Annotated in this window: 21 protein-coding genes and 1 other RNA gene; 12 read left to right on the top strand and 10 right to left on the bottom strand. The window is 70.6% G+C overall.

Translation table 11 applies throughout. The features are described from left to right. On the bottom strand, window positions 1-436 hold a 436-nt coding region (locus ACN675_RS12860), incomplete at its 3' end, for an HAD hydrolase-like protein (RefSeq protein ID WP_420751200.1). Between the two features lie 96 nt (window positions 437-532). Between ACN675_RS12860 and ACN675_RS12855 the strand changes: the two genes are divergently transcribed. From ACN675_RS12855 to ACN675_RS12845, 3 genes are all read left to right on the top strand, one after another. Next, window positions 533-1,666, top strand: a complete 1,134-nt coding sequence (locus tag ACN675_RS12855) for a Nif3-like dinuclear metal center hexameric protein (RefSeq protein ID WP_420751204.1) — start codon at window positions 533-535, stop codon at window positions 1,664-1,666. Window positions 1,667-1,751: 85 nt separating this feature from the next. Beyond that, window positions 1,752-2,486 carry a zinc ribbon domain-containing protein gene (locus ACN675_RS12850; protein ID WP_420751199.1) on the top strand — a complete coding sequence of 245 codons (735 nt, stop codon included), beginning with the start codon at window positions 1,752-1,754 and terminating at the stop codon, window positions 2,484-2,486. Further along, on the top strand, window positions 2,483-3,610 hold the full coding sequence (locus ACN675_RS12845; RefSeq protein WP_420751198.1) for a bifunctional RNase H/acid phosphatase: 1,128 nt from the start codon (window positions 2,483-2,485) through the stop codon (window positions 3,608-3,610). Before ACN675_RS12850 ends, ACN675_RS12845 begins: the two co-directional genes overlap by 4 nt. A 45-nt stretch (window positions 3,611-3,655) precedes the next feature. Here ACN675_RS12845 and ACN675_RS12840 read toward each other — a convergent pair whose 3' ends face one another. The 4 genes from ACN675_RS12840 to ACN675_RS12825 form a co-directional block, all read right to left on the bottom strand. Beyond that, a complete protein-coding gene (locus ACN675_RS12840) occupies window positions 3,656-4,927 on the bottom strand; it encodes a lipase family protein (RefSeq protein ID WP_420751197.1) in 1,272 nt (423 codons plus the stop codon). Between the two features lie 33 nt (window positions 4,928-4,960). Further along, complete coding sequence (locus tag ACN675_RS12835; protein ID WP_420751196.1) at window positions 4,961-5,371, bottom strand: DUF427 domain-containing protein; 411 nt, start codon at window positions 5,369-5,371, stop codon at window positions 4,961-4,963. Between the two features lie 43 nt (window positions 5,372-5,414). Then, window positions 5,415-6,245 (bottom strand): acyl-CoA thioesterase, encoded by an 831-nt coding sequence (locus ACN675_RS12830; protein WP_420751203.1) that lies wholly within the window; start codon window positions 6,243-6,245, stop codon window positions 5,415-5,417. 128 nt (window positions 6,246-6,373) lie between these two features. Then, window positions 6,374-6,895, bottom strand: a complete 522-nt coding sequence (locus ACN675_RS12825; RefSeq protein WP_420751195.1) for a DUF1697 domain-containing protein — start codon at window positions 6,893-6,895, stop codon at window positions 6,374-6,376. 57 nt (window positions 6,896-6,952) lie between these two features. Between ACN675_RS12825 and rnpB the strand changes: the two genes are divergently transcribed. From rnpB to ACN675_RS12805, 4 genes are all read left to right on the top strand, one after another. Beyond that, an RNA gene (rnpB, locus tag ACN675_RS12820) (RNase P RNA component class A) lies at window positions 6,953-7,375 on the top strand. A 245-nt stretch (window positions 7,376-7,620) separates the two neighbouring features. Continuing rightward, window positions 7,621-7,800 carry a hypothetical protein gene (locus ACN675_RS12815; RefSeq protein WP_197250984.1) on the top strand — a complete coding sequence of 60 codons (180 nt, stop codon included), beginning with the start codon at window positions 7,621-7,623 and terminating at the stop codon, window positions 7,798-7,800. After that, entirely contained in the window at window positions 7,733-9,250 is a 1,518-nt protein-coding gene (locus ACN675_RS12810) for an RNB domain-containing ribonuclease (RefSeq protein WP_420751194.1), read from the top strand. Before ACN675_RS12815 ends, ACN675_RS12810 begins: the two co-directional genes overlap by 68 nt. Window positions 9,251-9,345: 95 nt before the next feature. Next, window positions 9,346-9,867: a CHAP domain-containing protein gene (locus ACN675_RS12805; RefSeq protein WP_420751202.1), complete on the top strand. Its 522-nt coding sequence runs from the start codon at window positions 9,346-9,348 to the stop codon at window positions 9,865-9,867. 16 nt (window positions 9,868-9,883) lie between these two features. Here ACN675_RS12805 and pip read toward each other — a convergent pair whose 3' ends face one another. The 4 genes from pip to panB form a co-directional block, all read right to left on the bottom strand. Continuing rightward, the gene (gene pip / locus ACN675_RS12800) at window positions 9,884-10,846 is read right to left on the bottom strand and encodes a prolyl aminopeptidase (RefSeq protein WP_420751193.1); all 963 of its coding nucleotides are present in this window, start codon (window positions 10,844-10,846) and stop codon (window positions 9,884-9,886) included. Then, on the bottom strand, window positions 10,846-11,274 hold the full coding sequence (locus ACN675_RS12795; RefSeq protein ID WP_420751192.1) for a hypothetical protein: 429 nt from the start codon (window positions 11,272-11,274) through the stop codon (window positions 10,846-10,848). The genes pip and ACN675_RS12795 overlap by 1 nt, the downstream gene beginning before the upstream one ends. A gap of 86 nt (window positions 11,275-11,360) precedes the next feature. Further along, window positions 11,361-12,989, bottom strand: a complete 1,629-nt coding sequence (locus ACN675_RS12790; protein ID WP_420751191.1) for a GMC oxidoreductase — start codon at window positions 12,987-12,989, stop codon at window positions 11,361-11,363. A 201-nt stretch (window positions 12,990-13,190) separates the two neighbouring features. After that, the gene (gene panB / locus ACN675_RS12785; RefSeq protein ID WP_197250990.1) at window positions 13,191-14,039 is read right to left on the bottom strand and encodes a 3-methyl-2-oxobutanoate hydroxymethyltransferase; all 849 of its coding nucleotides are present in this window, start codon (window positions 14,037-14,039) and stop codon (window positions 13,191-13,193) included. Between the two features lie 195 nt (window positions 14,040-14,234). Here panB and ACN675_RS12780 point away from each other — a divergent pair, with 195 nt between their 5' ends. The 3 genes from ACN675_RS12780 (at window position 14,235) to ACN675_RS12770 (ending at window position 20,349) form a co-directional block, all read left to right on the top strand. After that, window positions 14,235-15,785, top strand: coding sequence for an alpha/beta hydrolase (locus tag ACN675_RS12780; RefSeq protein WP_420751201.1), 1,551 nt, complete (start codon window positions 14,235-14,237; stop codon window positions 15,783-15,785). A gap of 84 nt (window positions 15,786-15,869) precedes the next feature. Further along, window positions 15,870-17,207, top strand: a complete 1,338-nt coding sequence (locus ACN675_RS12775) for a glutamine synthetase family protein (protein ID WP_420751190.1) — start codon at window positions 15,870-15,872, stop codon at window positions 17,205-17,207. A gap of 85 nt (window positions 17,208-17,292) precedes the next feature. Beyond that, on the top strand, window positions 17,293-20,349 hold the full coding sequence (locus ACN675_RS12770; RefSeq protein WP_420751189.1) for a bifunctional [glutamine synthetase] adenylyltransferase/[glutamine synthetase]-adenylyl-L-tyrosine phosphorylase: 3,057 nt from the start codon (window positions 17,293-17,295) through the stop codon (window positions 20,347-20,349). A gap of 37 nt (window positions 20,350-20,386) precedes the next feature. On the opposite strand, the gene ACN675_RS12765 is transcribed toward ACN675_RS12770, so the two are convergent. Beyond that, complete coding sequence (locus ACN675_RS12765; RefSeq protein WP_420751188.1) at window positions 20,387-21,076, bottom strand: GntR family transcriptional regulator; 690 nt, start codon at window positions 21,074-21,076, stop codon at window positions 20,387-20,389. A gap of 70 nt (window positions 21,077-21,146) precedes the next feature. On the opposite strand from ACN675_RS12765, the gene ACN675_RS12760 reads away from it, so the two are divergent. Together ACN675_RS12760 and thiM are read left to right on the top strand one after the other, a co-directional pair. Further along, window positions 21,147-22,043, top strand: coding sequence for a sulfurtransferase (locus ACN675_RS12760; protein WP_420751187.1), 897 nt, complete (start codon window positions 21,147-21,149; stop codon window positions 22,041-22,043). A gap of 60 nt (window positions 22,044-22,103) precedes the next feature. After that, window positions 22,104-22,946, top strand: coding sequence for a hydroxyethylthiazole kinase (gene thiM / locus ACN675_RS12755; protein ID WP_420751186.1), 843 nt, complete (start codon window positions 22,104-22,106; stop codon window positions 22,944-22,946). The last annotated feature ends 1 nt before the right edge of the window (window position 22,947 follow it).

Genomic DNA, 22,947 nt, shown 5'->3' with positions numbered 1-22,947 from the left:
CGGGGCTGGCCCCGCCGATGAACTCGAACGCATCCGCCACCCCGAAGTGCCGCAGGATCCGCTCGGCGAACACCTCGTTCTTCGACGTCGCGATCGCGAGCCGGCTCCCGGCGCCGCGCACCGCGTCCAGCATCGTCTCGACCCCGTCGAACAGGGCGTTCTCCGCCCAGCCGGTTGCCGCGTAGTACTCGCGGTAGGCGGCGGTGCCCCGATCCACCTGGTCGTCGTCGAGGCCGAGCGCGCGCAGCGAATCGGTCATCGGCGGGCCCAGCAGCCGCACGAGATTGCCGGCCGGTACCTCGACGCCGAGCGTCGTCAGCGCGTGCCGGAACCCGTTGATCACACCGGTCGCGGAATCGGTGAGGGTGCCGTCGAGATCGAACAACACCACCGGCGACGGCAGCACCGGCGGGCGGGTGTCGACGAGGAGAGTCACCGGCCCATTGTCGCTGCTGCCCGCCGCGGCCGCCGCGTAGGGTCGTCTCGGAACCACGGAACGACGGGCGAGGAGGGGCACGTGTCGGCGGCGACATTGCGTGAGGTGCGGCTGCGTGAGGTGATCCAGGTGCTGGAGGCGGCCTACCCGCCGTCGCTGGCCGAGTCGTGGGATTCGGTCGGCCTCGTCGCCGGTGACCCCGACGAACCGGTGAGCAAGGTGCTGCTGGCTGTCGACGCGACCGCCGCGGTCGTCGACGAAGCCCTCGCGTGGGGAGCGCAACTGCTGCTCGTCCACCATCCGCTGCTGCTGCGTGGCGTCGACACCGTCGGTGCGCACACCCCGAAGGGCGCACTGATCCACAAACTGATCCGCGGCGGCTGCGCCCTGTTCACCGCCCACACCAACGCGGACCGCGCCGACCCCGGCGTGTCCGACGCGCTCGCGCAGGCGCTCGGCCTGACCGGGCTGCGGCCCCTGGAACCGAAGCCGGAACCGGCCACCGACAAGTGGGTCGTGATGGTTCCGTCCGAAGCCGCCGACACCGTGCGCGACGCCCTGTTCGCCGCGGGGGCGGGAGCGATCGGCAACTACCGGGAATGCTGCTGGACCGCCTCGGGCACCGGACAGTTCCGGCCGCTCACCGGCGCAGACCCGGCGATCGGCAGCGTCGGGGAACTAGAACGGGTCGCCGAGGACCGCATCGAGGTGATCGCGCCGCGCCGCGCCCGCTCGGCGGTCCTCGCCGCCCTGCGCTCGGCGCACCCCTACGAGGAACCCGCCTTCGACGTGTTCGAACTGGCCGAACTGCCCAGCTCCCGGGGCCTCGGCCGCGTCGGCGAACTGCCCGAACCGCAGACCTTCCGCGCGTTCACCGAGACGGTCGCGGCCGCGCTGCCCGCCACCGAATGGGGGGTGCGCGGCGCCGGCGACCCGGACCGGCAGATCCGCACCGTGGCCGTGTGCGGCGGATCCGGCGACTCTTTCCTCGGGACGGTCGCGAAACTCGGCGTCGACGCCTACGTCACCGCCGATCTGCGGCACCACCCCGCCGACGAGCACCTGCGCGCCGGCGGCCCGGCGCTGGTCGACGTCGCGCACTGGGCCAGCGAATACCCGTGGTGCGAGCAGGCCCGCGGCGTACTCGACGCCGCGTTCGGTGATCGCCCCGGGTGGGTCGCGCGGGTCAGCGAGCTCCGCACCGACCCGTGGACGACCGCCGCCCGGTGACGCGCCCTCGCGCGGTACCGTAATCAGCTACGACCGTCCTCTCCGAAGCCCCTATTCCGAGTTCTCGAAAGCAGGAACCACCCGCGTGAACGTCGAACCCGCCGTGCAGTCCAAGCTTCTGTCCCTCGCCGCCGTGGACGCCGAGCTGAACCGTCTCGCACACCGGCGTCGCACCCTGCCCGAGCAGCAGGAGGTCGAACGTCTCGAAGCCGAGCGCACCAGCCGCAAGGACGCGGCCGTCGCCGTCGAGATCGTCCTCGACGACCTCGACCGGGACATCCGCAAACTCGAGTCCGAGGTCGATGCGGTCCGCCAGCGTGGTGATCGCGACCGCAAGCTCCTCGAGAGCGGAACGGTCGGCGCGAAGCAGCTCACCGAACTGCAGCACGAGCTGAACAGCCTCGAACGTCGTCAGGCGGCACTCGAGGACGAGCTCCTCGAGGTCATGGAACGGCGCGAGGCAACCAAGGCCGATCACGATCACGCGGGCGCGCAGGTCTCGAAGATCGACGAGGAGATCGCCGCGGGCGAGCGGCTGCGCGACGAAGCGCTCGCCGACATCGAGGTTGCCGAGCAGCGCTGCCGCACCGACCGTGCCACCCTCGTCGACTCGTTCCCCGCCGACCTCGTCGCTGCCTACGACAAGCAGCGCGAACGCGCAGGCATCGGCGCAGCGCTGCTGCAGGGCCGCCGCTGCGGCGCGTGCCGCCTCGAACTGGACCGCGGCGAGATCGCCCGGATCACCGCCGCGGCGCCCGACGTGCTGGCGCGCTGCCCCGAATGCAACGCGATCCTGGTCCGCAAGGAAGCCGGGCAGTGACGACGGTCGTCGTCGAAGCCGACGGCGGCTCGCGCGGCAATCCGGGTCCGGCCGGCTACGGCGCGGTCGTGTTCGACGCCGACCGCCGCACGGTGCTGGCCGAGCGCAGCGAGAGCATCGGCATCGCCACCAACAACGTCGCCGAGTACCGGGGGCTGATCGCGGGTCTGACCGCGGCCCGCGAACTCGGCGCCGACGCCGTCGACGTGCGCATGGATTCGAAACTCGTCGTCGAACAGATGTCGGGACGCTGGAAGATCAAGCACCCGGACATGATTCCGCTCGCGGCCCGGGCCCGGGAGCTCGCGGCCGGTTTCGGCCGCGTCGAGTTCACGTGGATCCCGCGCATGCAGAACGCGTACGCGGACAGGCTCGCCAACGAGGCGATGGACGCCGCAGCCGCCGGGGTGGTCGGGGTAGTCGACCCGGTAGTCCCTGTCGACCCGGTCGCGGTGGAGGCTCCCACGACCGCACCGGCCGAGAACACCGCACCCGGCTGGACCGGAGCGGTCGGCTCACCCACCCGGTTCCTGCTGCTGCGGCACGGCCAGACCCCGCTGTCGGTCGAACGGCGCTATTCGGGGCGGGGCAACCCGCAACTCACCGATCTCGGTCGTGCGCAGGCCGAGGCTGCGGCGAACCGCATCGGGGAGCGAGGCGGCGTCGCGGCGATCGTCTCGTCGCCGCTGGACCGGGCACGCGCCACCGCCGCGGCGGCAGGCCGGGCCCTGGACCTGCCCGTGGCCGTGCACGACGGTCTCACCGAAACCGATTTCGGTGCCTGGGAGGGCCTGACCTTCCGCGAAGCGGCGGACCGGGACCCGGATCTGCACCGCGCGTGGCTCGGCGACACCTCCGTGCGGCCGCCGCAGGGGGAGAGCTTCGACGAGGTCAACGCGCGCATCGCGAAGGTCCGCGACGAGCTGATCCGGGAGTATCCGGGACGGACCGTGCTGCTGGTCTCGCACGTCACGCCGATCAAGACGATGCTGCAGTTCGCGCTCGACGCCGGGCCCTCGCTGCTGTACCGGCTGCACCTGGATCTGGCGTCGCTGTCGATCGCAGAGTTCTTCGCCGACGGCGGATCCTCGGTGCGGCTGGTCAACGACACCTCGCACCTGTGACGGTGCGGAGGTGACGTCGGACCGGTGGTGACGGGCGGCTGAGGCTCAGGCGCCGCAGTTGTTGCCGGTCGGTCCGCCGGCGAACTGCGTGTCGAGCCACTGCAGACCCTGCGCGGCCGCGGGTAGCAACCCGACCCCGTGCCCGACGACGGTCTTCTCCAGGACCGGCGGGAGGGGATACCGCTGATAGTCGACGGATACCCCTGCGGCGCACCATTTCCCGACCATCTTGTCGACGCCTGTCACGAGCACGAGATCGTCGGCGGCGTTCTGCCCGACGAACATCGGGATCGACGGAGGGGTGTTGCCCAGTTCCTGCCGTTTCACCGCGCTCGCCCACGGCTCCGCCGACAGATACTCGGCGATGGGCCGCCCGTCGAGCGTGTACCGGGTGGTGGGCGCCAACGGATTCATCAGCGGGAAGTCGTACACGCAGGAGTCCGCGGCCCGGTCCAGAACCTCGCGACCCTCGGGATTGAACACCGCGAGCATCTCCTCGGCATCGTCCGGGTAGGCCGCGACGAAGCCGTTGACGACCCAGCCGATGCCACCGGACAGGATGGAGCTGTCGCCGGCGACGGCGAGATCGGCCAGGGACGCGGGCGGGGATCCGGCGACCGCCGCAACCACCGGCAACTCGGGTGCGTAGCTGTCCTTCAATTCCGCGGCGGCCGCCGAGCTCATTCCGCCCTGCGAATATCCCCAGAACGCGAATGGGGTGTCCTCGGCGATGCCCAGCTCGGTCAGCGACCGTGCGGCCCGCGCCAGATCGAGCATCGCGTGACCCTGCGATTCGCGGTTCAGGTACGGATGGATCCCCGGCGTGCCCAGGCCCTCGTAGTCGGTGACGGCCACGGCGTAGCCGCGCGCGAGCAACGGAGCGATCTGCAGATACTCGTACTCCTGGCCGAAGACCATGAGCTTCGACGGCGCACACTGGTCGCCCATGCCCTGCGTTCCCGGACCGACGATCACCGTCGGCCGCGGTCCGGTCCCGGCCCACGGCAGTGTGGGGACCAGCACGGTGCCGGTGACGGCCACGGGGCCGCCGGCCGCGCCGACGCTCCGGTACATCACCCGGGTGACGGTGGCGTCGATGGCGAGGGGGGTGCCGGGCACGATCGCCGCCACCGACGGCTCGACGCGCAGCACCTCCCCCGGGGAGCCCGCCGGCAGCGGATCGGGTGGCAGGTAGAAATCGGTGTACTCGCCGGAGCGACCGGCCGGGTCGGCCGCGGCCACCGGCGCGGCGAGCGGCGCCGCGACGGTGATTCCCGCGACGGCGATCATCGCGAGATTCCTGAGCTTGCGTGCCATTCGGGTTCCTGCCTGTCTTCAGCGGGTCTGTCTTCAGCGGCCGGAGACCGCGGGATGTGCCTGGTGCACGGACACGTCGACGCGGTCCTGGTAGAACGCGACGTGCCCGCGCAGACGAGCGACCTGCTCGTACGGATCGTCGTAACTCCAGCACAACGGTTCACCGCCGTCGCCCTCGACGCTCCAGTAGGTGGCTTCCCCCTTGTACGGGCACCGGGTCGACGGGGCGTCCGACGGCGCGAGGTCGACGAGGACGTCGGCGCGGGGGAAGTAGAAGACCAGTCCGTGGTCCTGTTCGTCGACGAGCAGCGACCTGCTCGTCTCCGCGAGGCGCACGCCGTTGAGGGTTGCGCGCACCAGGTTGCGGCGCGCGTGGATGTCGACGCGGTAGTCGGGCCGGGCCGCGAAGCCCGGGGAGCGGGTGCTGTCGGTTCCTGTGCTCATGGGTGTCCTCGTTCGGATCGGTCGGGCGCGGTTCGAGGTGTGCTCACAGCCGAGCAGCGGCCGGAATCGCCGCGTCCTCGGGCCGGATCGGCCGGATCATCGCCTCCTGCGTGAACGACGCGAGCAGGTCGCCGGACTCGGTGTGCACCTGACCGCGCACGTACGACATGCCGGAACCGACCTGGGTGCTCTCGTGCGAGTACAGCAGCCAGCCGTCCCAGCGGACCGGTTCGTGGAAGCCGACCGTGACCGTCATGACCCCGGTCGAGATCGTCCGGTGCGCCTGGCTCGTGCCCACGCCCTCGTGCGGGCGCAGCGTCGCCGACACCGACAGATGGTTCGTGAAGTGCGCGAGCAGCGCCTTGGCGAGGTCGGCGCGCTCGGGTACGGGGTCGTAGCGCAACCACGCGTGCAGTTCCGGGGGCCCGACCTCCTCCGGGCTGCGGACGTCCACCACGTCGACGACCCGCAGGTCGCGGCCGGTCATCGGCATGTGCACCGGATGAGCGGCTTCGGGACCGGCGACCTGAGGCCGGGCCGCGTGGTGCCGGACGACGTCGCCGGTGGGCACGTCGGCGAGCACCGAGACCATCGCGTGCCTGCGGCCGTTCTGCCGGACCGTGACCTCCGCGTCGGCCATCGTGCGGCCCTCGTGCAGCACGTCGACCTCGAAGTCGACCGGAACCTCCGAGTCGACCGCCCGCACGAACACCGCCCGCACGGACCGGATCTCCTTGTCGGGGAAACGCTTCGCGGTCGCGACGATCGCCTGGGCGAGCAATTGGGTCGCATCGGCGACACGCCGGCCGCCGCCGTCGCTCTCGCCGGTGAATCGGTTCTCGCCCTTGGGTACGACGTCGAAGATGCGGAGCATGCGCTCCACCGACGATTCCTCGACGGTGGTCACCGGATCCGGTGTAGTCGTCAAGCCCCGCCCCTCCGAAAGCTCCCCCCGTACTCCGAAAGACCCGAGAACGTTGTTCCCCGGCCGTGGGAGTCCGCTTACGTCTGCAATTTGCGGAGCGTACGCATATTCCGCGTCGTTGTCACGGACTTGTACCGTGCACGCCCCGTGCACCTGCCGAACGCGCTGCTCAGCGTCGACCCCTTGACGACGTGCCAGTAGACGACGCCGTCGCCCGGTGCGGTCCGCTCGATCTGCGGGTCCACGGCGACACCGAGCAACTCCTCGCGCACGACGGGGTCGGCCACGAACACGACATAGGTGTGCCAGCCGTCCCGGTTCTCCTCGAACGGGCAGGCATCGGCGAGACCGGCGAGTCGGGCCTGCTCGAGCACGAACACGAACGCCTCGTAACCGAATCGGACGCCCAGAGCCGCCTCGATGTCCGCCTTCAGCGAGGCAGGGTCGGTGTTCTCCGAGTCGAACACGACGTTGCCGGAGGCGAGCACCGTACGCACGTCGCCGTAGCCGAGTCCGGTGAACACATCCTTCAGGTCGGCCATCTTGATGGTGATGCCGCCGACATTGATCCCTCGCAGCAGAGCCACGTAACGCGTCATGGACGGCACCGTAGTTCGCGTAACCGACAGACGGGGCAGTATGGTGGTCGACGCGGACGAGTTGGCCGGGCGGCCGCGGATCAGGGAACCGGCACCACATGGTGTCAGGCCCCGAGCCGAGGAAAGTCCGGACTCCACAGAGCAGGGCGGTTGCTAACGGCAACCCGAGGTGACTCGCGGGACAGTGCCACAGAAAACAGACCGCCTGCCCTTCGGGGCAGGTGAGGGTGAAACGGTGCGGTAAGAGCGCACCAGCACCCCGGGTGACCGGGGTGGCTCGGTAAACCCCGCCCGGAGCAAGGTCGAAGGCCGCACCGCCGCCCCCACGGGGCAGCGGTGCGGCTGCGCAGGTGTTCGAGGGCTGCTCGCCCGAGCCTGCGGGTGGACCGCTCGAGGTACCCGGTGACGGTGTGCCCAGATGGATGGTCGCCACCCCGCCTCGGCGGGGGACAGGATCCGGCTTACAGGCCGACTCGTCCGCCCTTCACGGGCACCGCCGGGTGACCGGAACGGGTCCGATCAGAGCGGGCCGACCACCAGCAGCTGCGCCCAGTAGGTAGCCGCGTCGGCACCCAGGTAGGGCAGCAGGTTGTCGAAGATCAGGTAGGACATGCGGTTCTCCTCGGCTCTCGTTTCGGGTTCGGGGGACCGGACGCGACGGTACCAGCCACGCCCGACCGGCGGGTTCGGCCCGTTCTCGCCCACCGGTGCGGCAGACTGTCGATATGAGTGACGACGGTTGGTACTACGACGTGAGCACCGGCAAGGTCTCCCAGGGCAAGGACCCCAACGCGCTGAATCGGATGGGCCCCTATCCGGACCGTGCCACCGCCGAGCGTGCGCTCGAGATCGCGGCCGAACGCAACAAGGCCGCGGATGCCGCCGACGAAGAGTGGAACAACTGAGGAGCCTCACGCGCCCGTGGTGAACACACGCATTGTCGTCGCGCCCGCGATCGACTTCGGTGCCGTCCGCGCCGAATTCGCGCTCGACGACCGCTACCCCGCGTCCGCGATCGCGGAAGCGGAGAAGACCGTCGACCGTTTCGCAGCCCAGCGGGAGGACCACACGGACCTGCCGCTCGTGACGATCGATCCTCCCGGGTCGATGGACCTCGATCAGGCGCTGCATCTCGAACGCACCGCTGACGGCGGGTTCGTCCTGCACTACGCGATCGCCGATGTGCACGCCGTCGTCGAACCGGGTGGTGCGATCGACAAGGAGAGCCACAAGCGCGGCCAGACCTACTACCTGCCGGACGGTTCGGTACCGCTGCATCCGCGGGCGTTGGCGGAGGGTTCGGCGAGCCTGCTGCCCGGCGAGATCCGGCCCGCGGCGCTGTGGCGGATGGAACTCGACGCGGCCGCTGAACCCGTCTCGGTGTCGGTGCGGCGGGCGCTGGTGCGTTCGGCTGCGCGGTTGGACTACGCCGGGGTGCAGGCCGACGCGGTGGCCGGGACGCTGCATCCGTCGATCGCGGCGCTGCCCGATTTCGGTCGCCTGCGTCAGGCCGCAGCGCGGGCGCGCGGCGCGATCGAGTTGCGGCTGCCGGAGCAGGATGTCGTCGCCGACGGTAAGGGCTGGACGCTGCAGATCGAACCGCGCACCGCGGCCGACGACTGGAACTCACAGGTGTCGCTGCTGACCGGCATGTGCGCGGCGTCGATGATGATCGAGGCGAAGGTCGGGCTGCTGCGCACGCTGCCGCCCGCCGACTCGGAAGCGGTCGCAGCGTTGCGGCACACCGCCGCCGCGCTGAACGTTCCGTGGCCGGCGGAGGTGTCCGTCGGCAACTTCCTGGCGGGCCTGGACGCGAACCTGCCCACCACGCTGGTGCTCATGAGCGAGGCACCGGCGCTGCTGCGCGGTGCATCGTACGGACTGCTCGACGGGTCGCTGCCGGATCTTCTCGTGCACGGCGCGATCGGAGCGCCCTACGCACACGTCACCGCGCCGCTGCGCCGGTTGTCGGACCGCTACGCCACCGAGGTGTGCCTGGCCGTCAGCGCGGGCGAGCCGGTGCCGCAGCAGATCCGGGACGAGCTGGCCGCGATGCCCGACATCATGTCGGCGTCGGATTCGATCGCCGGGAAGATCGCCCGCACGTGCATCGACCTGACCGAGGCGACGGTGCTGGCGCCGCGGGTGGGCGAACAGTTCGACGCGACCGTCATCCGGGGCGCGAACGGCCGGCGCGACGCGCAGGTGTTCGTCCCGTCCGAGACCGTCATCGCCCCGTGCAGCGGCGAGCCGGACGACGGCACCCACGTACGGGTCACGCTCGACGTGGCCGACCCGGTGACGCGCAAGGTGCAGTTCGCGTACTCGCCACCGACGGTACCGTCGACGGCGTGACCGACACCCGATCCGACGCCACGCCCGGTTCCGGCCGCTCCCGGAATCGCCGTCTCGCTGCCGTATTCGTTGCCGTCGTCGCGGTACTCGCGGTCGTGGCCGGGTTCGTGCTGTGGCTCGCGCCGAGCCGCTATCTGCCGTGGGACACCGAACCGTTCCCGGAGATCGACACGACCGCGTTGTCGCCGCAGCAGGCCCGCGTCGTCGAGTTGCTCGAGCAGGAACACGACGCGCAGCGGCCCGGCACCTTCTATTCCGAGGGCGTGAAGGAACCGTGGTGCGCCGACTTCGTCAGCTGGATCATGCGCGAAGCCGGAATGCCGCTGTCCAACCCCAATTCGGGGCACTGGCGGATCCCCGGCGTGTACACGCTGCAGGAGTACTACGAGCAGGAGGGCCGCTTCGTGCCCGCCGGCTCCGGCCGTGGACCCGAGGTCGGTGACGTGGTGCTCTACGACAACACCAGCTGGGTCGGTCAGCACACCAATATCGTCGTCGCGGTCGACGGCACCACCGCGATCACGGTCGGCGGCAACGAGATGGGCCGGATCCGGGTCCACAGCCTGGACTGGGCATCGGACCCGGCCGTCGTCGGATTCGGCCTCCTCGCCGGCTGAGGAGACCGAACGGGGATCACCGGAATCGGTCGGTGGCCTCGACGAGATGGTGGGTGATGCCGGGCTCGTTCGCGGCGTGCCCGGCGTCGTCGACGATGTGCAGTGTCGACTCCGGCCACGCCCGGTGCAGTGCCCACGCGCTCGCCGCCGGGCACACCACGTCGTAGCGTCCCTGCACGATGACCCCGGGAATGCCGTTCAGCAGGTGCGCATCCCGCAGCAACTGACCCTCGTCGAGGAATCCGCGATGGTGGAAGTAGTGGTTCTCGATGCGGGCGAACGCCAGCGCGAAGCGCGGCTCCCCGGTCTCGGCGACGTGTTCCGGCCGCGGCAGCAGCGAACTCGTCGCACCCTCCCAGGTCGACCAGGCGACCGCCGCGTCGAGCGCGACCTCGGGGTCGGGGGAGTGCAGCAGCCGGTGGTAGGTGTCGACCGGATGCTCGCCGGGCTCCGCACCCGCCAGCGGGGCGCAGAACTTCTCCCACAGGTCCGGGAAGATCTGCCCGGCCCCACCGTTGTAGTACCAGTCGATCTCGCTGCGCCGTAGCAGGAACACCCCGCGCAGCACGAGTTCGGTGACCCGTTCGGGATGCTTCTGCGCGTACGCCAGCGCGAGCGTCGATCCCCACGATCCGCCGAAGACCTGCCAGCGATCGATCCCGAGCCGGGTGCGCAGCAGTTCGATGTCCCGCAGCAGATGGCCGGTGGTGTTCGTCGACAGGTCCGCGCCGTCCGCGACGTGCGGCAGGGACCGACCGCAACCACGCTGGTCGAACAGCACGATGCGGTATGCGTCGGGATCGAAGAACTGCCGGTGCAGCGGGGACGTGCCGCCACCCGGGCCACCGTGCAGGAACACCACAGGCTTGCCGTCCGGATTTCCGCTGACCTCCCAGTACACCTGCTGGCCGTCACCGACGTCGAGCATGCCCTGCTCGTACGGCTCGATCGGCGGATAGGGCTTGCGCAACTCGGTCATCAGTAGCCCACGAGCGCCGACGCGAAGTCGGGGATCTCGAGTGCCCTCAGCGCCTCGTCGCGAACGTCCGGGCACTGCGTGGTGGTGATCTCGTCGATGCGGGCGCGGTCACCGGCCAGGGCGATCAGATCGATGCCGTTCGTGGCGGCCCACTCGCCGACGAGCAGGTTCAGGCCGGGCTTGCTCATCGACGGGGTATAGGTGCGCCAGCTCTGCAGCTCCCCCTCCATCCGCGTGCACAGATCCGCCGCCTGCGTCTCGGTGACCCCGCCCGGCAGCGCCGCCGGGGCAGTGGTCTCGGCGGTCGGCGGCGCGGGGTTGGTCGAACCACTCGGCGCGGGTTCGGATCCCGGGGCGCAGGCACCGAGCACGGTGATCGTGGCAGCAGCGACGACGGCCGCGGTCAGCGTGCGTCGGAATCCGGTCATGGAGTCACCTCGGAGGTCGGGCGGTCGATGTCGATACCGAGTCTGCCACCCGCGGACCGCACGGCGGGGGTGCCGTCCGTCACCTGTCAGCCGCGCTCGGCGATGATCCGCGCGATGTTGCGTTCGGCGAGCGCGGCGATCGTCAGCGACGGATTCACCGTGCCGGTGCTGCCCGGGATCAGGGCGCCGTCGACGACGTACAGGCCCGGATGACCGTGCACGCGACCGTAGCCGTCGGTGACCTCGCCGAGGACGGCACCGCCCAGCGGATGGGCGGTGAAGGACGCGTTGACGTCCGGAGCCATCGGCCGCGCGCCCGGCACGGTGCCCCCGGCCTCGGCCATCGCGTTGTGGACGGCGCGCAGGGCTTCCACGCCCTCCCGTTCGCCACCCGACGGCCAGTTCACGACGGCACGGCCGGCGCCGGCGTCGTAGGTGACCTCGGCGCGGCGCGGGTCGAGGGTCATGCCGAGCGAGGCCAGCATGCCCACGTCCTTGGCGGTGCCCGCGACGAACCAGTTCTCGAGGCTCAGCGGCATGCCCGATTCGTCGACGATCCGGGAGGCGGACGGGGCGCCCTGGTCGCCGGCGAATCCGTCGGTGACCGCGAACGAGCGGACCAGCACGGCGTCGCCGTTGGTGCCCCAGCCACGACCGACGCGTTCGTCGAGGTTCGCCAGCGCGCCTGTGTGGCGGGCGCGCAGCAGCAGTTCGGTGGTGCCGATCGATCCGGCGCCGAGCACCAGCCTGTCGCAGGTGAGTGTCCGCGTGCGCAGCACGGTGCCGAAGGGGTCGACGACCTCGACGTCGACGCGGTAACGGCCGTCGGGTTCCTGACCGACGGCGAGCACGCGGTGCGCGTGGCACACGAGTGCGCGCCCGGTGGCCTCGGCGGCCGGAATGTAGTTCTGCGTGAGGTCGAACTTGGCGCCGTTGGAGTTGCCGAGGTTGCTCTCGCCGGCGATCGCCGAGCGCCGCACCCGCCCGGCGAGTTCGTCGCGCACGACGTCCCAGTTCCAGATCCCGTCGATTCGATGCGGGCTGTAGCCGGCCGCGCGGGCGTCCGCGTCCCACCGCCGCGAGTGCGTGAATTCGGGGGCGCCGTAGATGTCGTCGGGCATCGCATCGAGGCGCAGCATGGAGCGCACCTTCGGATACCAGGTGGAGGTCATCTCCCGGTAGTCGAGCCGCGAGCCGAAGACATGCTCGAAGAAGCGCTGCTCGGGCGCGATCATCACGCCGGTGAACACGACGGAGCCGCCGCCGACCACGGCGCCGCGCCACACCGACAGGTTGGGGTAGTCGACCACGTCGAGGACCCCGGCGAAGTCGTCGCAGGTCACCGGGACACCGGTGGGGCCGATGAACGCCACGCGGTGATACAGGCCGCGGCCGTCGGCGAGCAGGTCGGTGGTGAAGATCTCCCGCTGCGGATCTCGCGGCCAGCGCAGGCCGCGCTCGAGGACGGTGACGCGACTGCCGGACTCGGCCAGGCGCAGCGCCGCGGCGCTGGCCCCGAAGCCGGATCCGACGACGATGACCTCGGAGTGGTCGGGCGCGGTTGGGGGAGCGGCGAACAGTTCGGGCACCAGACGCAGGTAGGCATCGGCCCCCACGGGCAGTGCGGAAGCGGACCGCGTTCCTGCGAGCCCCGGCCCGAACGCGACGGCAGCAGCCGCCAAGGTCGATGCCTGCAGGAATCGACGACGCTTCATCCCAAAGCCCCCCAAGGATGTCCGTGATACCCCCGGACATGACCGATCGGTCCCGCCCGCTACCGGCGGTCACTGTAACCGGAGGACCGGCCCGGAGGCCATCCCGGGAGATGCGCGGTGGATTGCCGGCCCCGAATGCCGACGACGGGTGCCACGGCGTGGCCGTGACACCCGTCGGGGCGTGGGGATCAGGGGGTGGGATCAGAAGGAGTGCTCGGGGCCCGGGAACGTGCCCGCAGCGACCTCGGCGGCGTAGTCGGCCGCGGCGCGGCGCAGTTCGTCGCCGACGTTGCCGAACTTCTTGACGAACTTGGCGGTCTTGCCGCTGGTGTAGCCGGCCATGTCCTGCCACACGAGCACCTGCGCGTCGCACTCGTTGCCCGCACCGATGCCGACGGTGGGGATGGTCAGCTTGCGGGTGACCTGACCGGCCAGCTCGGCCGGAACCATCTCCATCACGACGGAGAACGCGCCGGCCTCCTGGACCGCGATCGCGTCGAGGATCAGCTGCTCGGCGCCGTCGCCGCGGCCCTGCACCCGGAACCCGCCGAGGGTATTGACGGATTGCGGGGTGAAACCGATGTGGGCCTGCACCGGGATACCGGCCGCGGTGATCGCCGCGATCTGCGGGGCGACCCGCTCGCCGCCCTCGAGCTTCACCGCGTGGGCGCCGCCCTCCTTCATGAACCGGATCGCAGTCGCGAGGGCCTGCTCGGGGGACGCCTCGTACGTGCCGAACGGCAGGTCGGCGATCACCAGCGCGTGCGGTGCGCCGCGGACGACGCCGCGTACCAGCGGCAGCATCTCGTCGACGGTGACCGGGACGGTTGTGTCGTAGCCGTAGACGACGTTCGCGGCGGAATCGCCGACGAGCAGCACCGGAATGCCAGCATCCTCGAAGATGCGTGCGGACGAGTAGTCGTAGGCGGTCAGCTCGGCCCAGCGTCGACCCTCGGCCTTCATCGCCTGCAGGTGATGCACGCGAGTCTTGCGCTTGGGGGCATCGGACGCGGCAGCGCCGCCGTACACGGAAGTCATGTTGTCGGACATCGCTGTCCCTTTCTGCCTCGAGGCCCGTGCGGGGTCCCCGGGTTGGTGATGACGATCTCGAGTCTGCCACCGCACGCTCCGCGCGTGTACCGGGCGGGTCGTGCGATTGGTCACATTCCCGCTCGTCGCAGCTGCCCGGCTGCGGTCGCTCGCGGCGGCGCCGGACCGTGCGTCGCTAGCATCGCTGGAGTGCCGATCCTCACCTCCGGACTGCGATCCCGTGTCCTCACCGGCCTGGCAGTCGCCGGTCTCGCGCTGGCCACCGCCTGCGGCTCCCCGTCGGACACCACGAGGGCGGTCCCGGCCGAGCCTGTCGGAGTTCCGGACGGATTGGAGCAGTTCTACACCCAGCCCGTGAACTGGGAATCCTGCACGGGTTACGGCACGGACGGTCCCCGCCTCAGGCGCGAGGGCGCGGAATGTGCCCGCATCACCGTTCCCCTCGACTACGACGACCCGGACGGGGCGACCGCGAAGATCGCGATCTCCCGGATGGCCGCGAGCGGTGACCGGATCGGATCCCTCCTGGTCAACCCGGGCGGACCGGGGGCATCCGGTCTGGGCATGGCCACCGTCGCCGCGTCCACCGAACTCGCGGAACGTTTCGACGTCGTCGGTTTCGATCCGCGCGGGGTCGGCGCGTCCGAGCCTGCGGTGCGCTGCCTGACCGACGCGGAGACCGACGCGGAACGGGCCCTCGACGACGGCGACATGTCCCCCGAGGGCATCGCCGCGAGCGAGAAACGGAACCAGGAGTACGCGGACGCGTGCGCCGAGCGGTCCGGACTCGATCTGCTCGCCCACGTCGGTACGCGCGAGGTGGTCCGCGACATGGACGTCATCCGCGGCGTGCTCCGCGACGAGAAGCTCAACTACCTGGGCTTCTCGTACGGCACGCGGCTCGGCACGGTCTACGCCGAGACGTTCCCCGACCGGGTCCGCGCCCTCGTCCTCGACGGCGCGCTCGACCCCGAGCAGGAACCCGTCGACGAGGTGGTGCTGCAGGCCGCCGGTTTCCAGCGGGCGTTCGACGCGTTCGCCGCGGACTGCGCCCGCTACGACACCTGCGCGCTCGGCACCGATCCGGCGCAGGCCGTCGCGCGGTTCCGGGCGCTCGTCGACCCGCTGATCACCGCCCCGGCCCGCACCACCGACCCGCGCGGGCTCAGCCACCGCGACGCGATCACCGGTGTGCAGCAGGCCTTGTACTCGCCGAGTCTCTGGGGGTCGCTGCGCGGCGGCCTGCGGTCGCTGGCCGACGGCAACGGCGACACGTTGTTGTTGCTGGCGGACATGTACGAGGGCAGGGGCGAGGACGGCACCTATACGAACATCAACGACGCGTTCAACGCGATCCGGTGCGTCGACGATCCGCGGATCACCGACCGGGCCCTGGCCGGGGAGGCCGACACCCGGTTCCGGGAGGCAGCGCCGTTCCTCGACGACGGCCGCGGAACCGGGCAGGCCCCGTTGGATCTGTGCGCGTTCTGGCCGGTGCCGAACACCGGCGAGCCGCACACGCCGGAGGTTCCGGGATTGCCTCCGGTGCTGGTGGTCTCGACGACCGAGGATCCCGCGACCCCCTATCAGGCCGGCGTGGATCTGGCCCGTCATCTCGGCGGCGCGCTCATCAGTTTCACCGGTACCCAGCACACCGTGGTGCTCGACGGGGAGGGGTGCGTCGACGACCCGGTGACCCGGTATCTGGTGTCCCTCGAGGTGCCCGAATCCGACCCGCACTGCTGACCTGTAGCGGCTGTGAGCGACACGCCGCATCGATAACTCGCCGATGTAACACGGAGTTAACTCCCAATGCCTAGTCTCGCCACTATGGATCGCCAGAAGGAGTTCGTGCTCCGCACCCTCGAAGAGCGCGACATTCGGTTCGTGCGCCTGTGGTTCACCGATGTCGTCGGTACGCTCAAATCCGTGGCGATCGCCCCGGCCGAACTCGAAGGAGCCTTCGAGGAGGGCATCGGGTTCGACGGCTCGGCCATCGAGGGTTTCTCCCGCATCTCCGAGGCCGACATGGTCGCGCGGCCGGACGCCACGACCTTCCAGGTGCTGCCGTGGATGGACGATCGCGGGCACCAGTACTCGGCGCGGATGTTCTGCGACATCACCATGCCGGACGGCACCCCCAGCTGGGCGGACCCGCGGCACGTGCTGCGCCGCCAGCTGAACAAGGCGTCGGATCTGGGCTTCAGCTGCTACGTGCACCCCGAGATCGAGTTCTTCCTCGTCGAGAACGGTGAGCCCGGCCGGCCCCCGGTCCCGGCCGACGACGGCGGCTACTTCGACCAGTCCGTGCACCGCTCGGCCCCGCACTTCCGTCGGCACGCGATCGACGCGCTCGAATCGATGGGTATCTCGGTCGAGTTCAGCCACCACGAGACCGCCCCCGGCCAGCAGGAGATCGATCTGCGCTACGCCGACGCGCTGTCGATGGCCGACAACGTGATGACCTTCCGCTACGTGGTCAAGGAGATCGCGATGGCGGAGGGTGTGCGCGCGACCTTCATGCCCAAGCCGTTCCGTGAGCACGCCGGCTCGGCGATGCACACGCACATGAGCCTGTTCGAAGGCGAGAACAACGCCTTCCACGATCCGGACGATCCGCTGCAGCTCTCCGCGACCGGCAAGGCGTTCATCGCCGGGGTCCTCGAGCACGCCAACGAGATCAGCGCCGTCACCAACCAGTGGGTGAACTCCTACAAGCGCATCGTGCACGGCGGGGAAGCCCCCACGGCTGCGTGCTGGGGTCCGTCGAACCGTTCGGCGCTGGTGCGCGTGCCGATGTACACGCCGAACAAGGCGTCGTCGCGCCGCGTGGAGATCCGCACCCCGGACTCGGCGTGCAACCCCTACCTGACGTTCGCGGTGCTGCTGGCCGCCGGTCTGCGCGGCATCGAGAAGGGCTACGAGCTCGCCCCCGAGGCCGAGGACGACGTGTGGGCGCTGACCTCCGCCGAGCGGCGCGCGATGGGCTACCGCGAGCTGCCCACCGACCTCGACATCGCGCTGCGCGAGATGGAGAAGTCCGAGCTGGTCGCCGAGGCGCTCGGCGAGCACGTGTTCGACTACTTCCTGCGCAACAAGTGGCGTGAATGGGAGAACTACCGCAGCCAGGTCACCCCCTACGAGCTGGAGCAGTACCTGGGTCTGTAGTCGGCGGCGATAGGGTGAGTGGCGTGCGGACGCGGGTAGAGGAGATCACGGCAGAGCCGACCGGTGCGGGACCGGGGGTGGGTGCGTGGTGAAACCGCCACCCGCCCGGTCCGCGATTCCCGGACCGGGCCGGCTCGGGCTCGTCGAGCCCACGGCCGCAGCCGAACTCGAACAGCTCGCCTGGAACGACACCGACAGCATCGAACTGCTGTGGTCGTTGTCGCGCGCCCCGAACGCCGACCTGGCGTTGCGGAACCTGGCTCGGCTGCAGGAGGCACTCGGCGAGGCGGGGTGGGCCGAACTCGACGCCGCGCTGCGTTTCGACAAGGGACTGCGGGGACGGCTGTTCGGGTTGTTCGGTGCCTCCGCCGCGTTCGGCGACCATGTCGTCGCCCACCCGGATCGCTGGCGCATGCTCGCCGGGAAACTCGAACTGCCCGACCGGCACACGTTCACCGCGCGCATGCTCGACTGCGTGGGAGCGGTCGCCGAGCCGGGCGGTCGCACCGACACGCTCGTCTATCGGGCGCAGCTCACCGGCCCCGCGGCGATACCGGCGCTGCGCACCAGCTATCGCGATCAGCTGATGCTCATCGCCGCCGTGGATCTCGCGGCGACCGTCGAGAACGAGCCGGTGCTGCCGTACATCGAGGTGGGACACAAGCTCGCGGATCTCGCCGACGCGGCCTTGACCGCGGCGCTGGCCGTCGCGGTCGCCACGATCGTCCCCGAGGGACCGTGCCCCGTCGACCTCGCGGTCATCGCGATGGGCAAATGCGGTGCGCGCGAACTGAACTATGTCAGCGACGTCGACGTCGTGTTCGTGGCGGAGCCCGCCGACGCCCGCGCGAGCCGCATCGCCGGGGAGATGATGCGGATCGGCACATCGGCGTTCTTCGACGTCGATGCCGCGCTGCGGCCCGAAGGCAAACGCGGCGAGCTGGTCCGCACGCTCGACTCGCACATCGCCTACTACACCCGGTGGGCCAAGACGTGGGAGTTCCAGGCGCTGTTGAAGGCCCGGCCGATGGCCGGCGATCTCGAACTGGGCCGGCGCTACATCGAGGCGTTGAGCCCGATGGTGTGGACCGCGTCCGAGCGTGAGGCGTTCGTTCCGGAAGTGCAGGCGATGCGCCGGCGCGTCGAGGAACTCGTCCCCGCGGAACTGCGCGAACGCGAACTGAAACTCGGACGCGGCAGCCTGCGCGACGTCGAGTTCGCAGTCCAGCTGCTGCAGCTCGTGCACGGTCGCGCCGACGAATCGCTGCGGGTCCCCAACACGGTCGAAGCGTTGTCGGCGCTCGCGGAAGGCGGGTATGTCGGCCGCGACGACGCCGCGAACCTGCGGGCGTCGTACGAGTTCCTGCGATTGCTCGAACACCGGCTGCAACTGCAGAAGCTCAAGCGCACCCACACCCTGCCGCCCGCCGAGGACCGGGAGGCACTGCGCTGGCTGGCCCGTGCCGCGCACATGCGGCCGGACGGTCGCAACGACGCCCTCGGGGTGCTCGAGGCCGAGATCAAACGGAACTCGGCCCGGGTCCGCAAGCTGCACGCCAAGCTGTTCTACCGTCCGCTGCTCGAATCGGTGGCCCGTCTCGACGCGGAGGCCGTGCGCCTGTCGCCGGAAGGCGCGGTGCGTCAGCTCGCGGCGCTCGGCTACAGCGCACCGGAACACGCGCTCGGACACCTGACCGCGCTGTCCGGTGGTGCCTCGCGCAAGGCGCGGATCCAGGCACTGATTCTTCCGCAGCTGCTCGAATCGCTGAGCGACACAGTCGATCCCGACGCGGGCCTGCTGGCGTACCGGCGTCTGTCCGATGCGATGTACAACGCGGTCTGGTTCCTGCGGACACTGCGCGACGAACCCTCGGTCGCCGAACGGCTGATGACGGTGCTCGGATCGTCGGCGTTCGTGCCGGACCTGCTCATCAACGCCCCCGACGTGGTGCGCCTGTTCGCGGACGGCCCGAACGGTCCGCGCCTGCTCGAACCGCAGCCCGAGGAGGTCGCGAAGGCGATCGTCACGTCGTCGGCGCGGTACGACGATCCGGTGCGTGCGATCGGGGCGGCCCGATCGCTGCGGCGCGCCGAACTCGCCCGCGTCGCCAGCGCCGACATCCTCGGCATGCTCGACGTGCCCCAGGTGTGCCGGGCCCTGTCGAGCGTGTGGTCCGCGGTGCTCGAGGCGGCGCTGGCCGCGGTGATCCGCGCGTCCGTGCAGAAGCAGGGCCCTGCGCCCGCGCGCATCGCGGTGATCGGCATGGGCAGGCTCGGCGGCGCCGAACTGGGCTACGGGTCCGATGCCGACGTGCTGTTCGTGTGCGAGCCGCTACCGGACGCCGACGAAACGGTGGCCGTCAAGTGGTCCAACCAGATCGCCGAACAGGTCCGCAAGCTGCTCGGGGCGCCGAGCACCGATCCGCCGCTCGAGGTGGACACGGGTCTGCGGCCCGAAGGTCGCACCGGGCCGTTGGTGCGCACACTCGCCTCGTACCAGGCGTACTACGCGCAGTGGGCGCAGGCGTGGGAGGTGCAGGCGCTGCTGCGCGCGCACACCGCGGCCGGCGACCCCGATCTCGGTGAGCGGTTCCTGCGCATGATCGACGCGGTGCGCTATCCGGCGGGCGGGGTGTCGCAGGAGGCGGTGCGCGAGATCCGGCGGATCAAGGCGCGCGTCGACTCGGAGCGGCTGCCGCGCGGTGCGGATCCGGCGACCCACACCAAGCTCGGCCGCGGTGGACTGGCGGACATCGAGTGGACCGTGCAGTTGCTGCAACTGCAGCACGCCCACCGTATTCCGGCGCTGCACAACACCTCGACGCTCGAGACGCTCGATGCGATCGGTGCCGCGGAACTGGTCAGCGAGGAGGACGTCGCGCTGCTGCGGGAGTCCTGGCTCCTGGCGACGCGGGCCCGCAACGCGCTCGTGCTGGTGCGGGGCAAACCGACCGATCAATTGCCCGGGCCGGGTAAGACGCTGACCGCCGTCGCGCGGGTCGCCGGATGGGACGGGGACGCCTCCGAGTTCCTGGACCACTATCTGCGGGTCACGCGGCGTGCCCGGGCCGTCGTCGAGCGGGTCTTCGGCGGAACCGACAACGGTTACGGAAGCGCGCACGGGTACGACGGTCACGGATAGGGGGCCACGGGTAGGGGCCTTGGGTCAGGGGGAGCGGTCAGCTCTGCGCGAAGAGGCGGATGCGCTGTTCGCGGCTGCGCTCGAGATGTGCGCGCATGTGCTCGCGCGCGGCGCTTTCGTCGCGGGCCCGCAGGGCGGCCAGGATCTGCTCGTGCTCGGCGTTGAGGAGGTCGGGTTCGCCGTAGTTGGACGGCGGCCCCGAGTCGTAGATGCGCAGCTGGGTGGTCAGGCGCACCAGGAGCGCGGTGATGGTCGAGTTGTGCGCGGCCTGCCACAGGGCCTCGTGGAACCGGAAGTTCCCGCTGCGTACTTCGGCGTCGTCGGTTGCGGCGCAACAGAATCCGTGGAGCTGTTCGAGGCGTGCCATGTCGAGTTCGGTGTGCCGGACGGCGGCGGCCCCGGCGGCTTCGGATTCGAGCGCGACACGTGCGGCGTAGATCTCGATGACATCCTCGGCGGTTCCCGAGCGCACCCGGAAGCCGCGGGTGGCGCGCTCGAGCAGCCCGTCGTGGGCGAGCCAGTTGAGTGCTTCGCGGATCGGGGTGCGGGAGGCTCCGTAGGTCTCGCTGAGCTGAGTCTCGTGCAGGGCGGCGCCCCGGGGGAACTTGCCGGCAAGGATGTCCGCGCGCAGACGCAGGTACTGCTTCGACGTCTGGTCGTCGCGTCCGGTCGGGGGCTCCGAGAGCAGGGAACCGGTCAGGTCCGCGGTGGTGTCGCCGTGGGTCATGGGTCAGATTATGCCATCGACGACATCCGGATACTTGCGTATACGTTATTCGTCGTTTAGCGTCGCTGCGGTGAGCGACGACAGGCGAGACGTACTGATCAGGGCCGAGGACCTGGCCCGGAATCCGGGTGCCTACACGATCCTCGACGCGACCGTCTCGTTCCCCAAGCCCCGCTTCGACGGCGACTACCGGCCCGAATCCGGTCTCGCCGACTGGGAGCGCGCCCACATTCCCGGCTCGCTGCACGCGGATCTGCTCGGCGATTTCAGTGCCGTCGACGCGAACCTGCACTTCACCCGCCCGGCACCCGACCGGCTCGCGGACGCTCTCGCGTCGCTCGGCGTCACACCCGACGCCGAGATCGTGGTGTACGACCAGGGCACGAACACCTGGTCCGCGCGACTGTGGTGGATGCTGCGCAACATCGGGATCGCCGCACGGGTCCTCGACGGCGGACTCGCCCGCTGGACGGCACTCGGACTGCCCGTCGAGACCGGCGCGGGGGAGCTGCGCGCGGCGACCGAACGGTGGGCACAGCCGGCCGACCGTGGCCTGTGGCGCGACCGCGACGCCGTGCTCGCCATCAGCGCCGGCGATGCCCCCGGCACGCTGGTCTGCGCGCTCGACCCGGAGCAGTTCGCGGGCACCGCGACGACTCGCTACTCGCGGCGCGGCCACATCCCGCGCAGTCTCAACCTGCCGGCGAAGAGCCTGCTCGACGACGGGCTGCTGCGGCCGGACGAGGCGGTGTCGGCGGAGGCCGAGGCGGTGCTCGCCGAGGTCGAGCGCCCGGTGGTCCTCTACTGCGGCGGCGGTGTCTCGGCCTGCCTGGTCGCACTCGCCCTCGTGCGCGCGGGGTTCGACGACCTGGCCGTGTACGACGGATCGCTCGAGGAATGGACGGCCGATCCCGCACTGCCGATGGTCACGACCGTGCCTTCCGGGGACCGGGAGGGTGACACATGACGCGATGTCGCCGCTCCTGATCGTCCCGAACCCGACTTCCCCTCTCCGACAGGAACTTCTGTGACTACTACGACGAAAGCCCCCACCGTCGACGATGTGGCCGCCGCGCTCGAGGCGCTGCGTGCCCAAGTGCCGCTGGTGCAGTCGCTGACGAACATCGTCTCCGCCAACTTCCTGACCAACGTGCTGCTCGCGGCCGGTGCCAGCAACGCCCACATCGACAACGCCCACGAGGCCGGTGGGTTCGCCCGGATCGCCGGCGGTGTGCTGGTCAATCTCGGCACCCCGGACGACGGCACCACCGCCGCGTTCACCGAGGCCGCCGGTGCCGCCCGCGAGGCCGGAACTCCGTGGGTCCTCGACCCGGTCGGCGTCGGCGGGTTGCCGTGGCGCACCGGCCTGGCCGCCGATCTGCTGGCCCTGCACCCGACCGCGATCCGGGGCAACGCCTCGGAGATCATCGCGCTCGCCGGTCTGGGCGGCGACACCCGCGGCGTCGACAGCGCCGACGAGGCCGCCGCCGCGGTCCCCGCGGCGCTGGCGCTGCTCGAGCACGCCGACGCTGTCTCGGCCTCCGGGCCCGTCGACTACCTGGTCGGCCGCGACCGCGACGGTGGGATCACCGGCGTGCGCATCGCCGGAGGCAGCGCGATGCTTCCGCGTGTGACCTCCACCGGCTGCTCGCTCGGGGGCCTGGTCGCGGCCTACCTGGCGGTGGCACCGACCCCCTTGATCGGTCTGGCCGCCGCGCACACCCACGTCGCGGTCGCCGCCGAGATCGCCGAGGAGAACTCCACGGGCCCGGGATCGTTCGCCGTTGCCTACCTCGACGCGCTGTACGCGGTCGACGCCGACACGTTGCGGGCCCGCGCCCGCATCGAGGCGCTCGATCTTTCGAACTGAG

The sequence above is a fragment of the Rhodococcus sp. O3 genome (assembly GCF_048897285.1).
In the GTDB taxonomy this organism is placed as follows: Bacteria; Actinomycetota; Actinomycetes; order Mycobacteriales; family Mycobacteriaceae; genus Rhodococcus.
Note: the sequence above shows the minus strand (reverse complement) of the source record. Positions and strands in the feature narration are given on the sequence as shown.

Coding starts and splice junctions, on each gene's coding strand:
- ACN675_RS12840 (WP_420751197.1), bottom strand. CDS start 4,927: ATGGCACGCAAGCTCAGGAATCTCGCGATGATCGCCGTCGCGGGAATC.
- ACN675_RS12835 (WP_420751196.1), bottom strand. CDS start 5,371: ATGAGCACAGGAACCGACAGCACCCGCTCCCCGGGCTTCGCGGCCCGG.
- ACN675_RS12830 (WP_420751203.1), bottom strand. CDS start 6,245: ATGCTCCGCATCTTCGACGTCGTACCCAAGGGCGAGAACCGATTCACC.
- ACN675_RS12825 (WP_420751195.1), bottom strand. CDS start 6,895: ATGACGCGTTACGTGGCTCTGCTGCGAGGGATCAATGTCGGCGGCATC.
- ACN675_RS12815 (WP_197250984.1), top strand. CDS start 7,621: ATGAGTGACGACGGTTGGTACTACGACGTGAGCACCGGCAAGGTCTCC.
- pip (WP_420751193.1), bottom strand. CDS start 10,846: ATGACCGAGTTGCGCAAGCCCTATCCGCCGATCGAGCCGTACGAGCAG.
- ACN675_RS12795 (WP_420751192.1), bottom strand. CDS start 11,274: ATGACCGGATTCCGACGCACGCTGACCGCGGCCGTCGTCGCTGCTGCC.
- ACN675_RS12790 (WP_420751191.1), bottom strand. CDS start 12,989: ATGAAGCGTCGTCGATTCCTGCAGGCATCGACCTTGGCGGCTGCTGCC.
- panB (WP_197250990.1), bottom strand. CDS start 14,039: ATGTCCGACAACATGACTTCCGTGTACGGCGGCGCTGCCGCGTCCGAT.
- ACN675_RS12775 (WP_420751190.1), top strand. CDS start 15,870: ATGGATCGCCAGAAGGAGTTCGTGCTCCGCACCCTCGAAGAGCGCGAC.
- ACN675_RS12765 (WP_420751188.1), bottom strand. CDS start 21,076: ATGACCCACGGCGACACCACCGCGGACCTGACCGGTTCCCTGCTCTCG.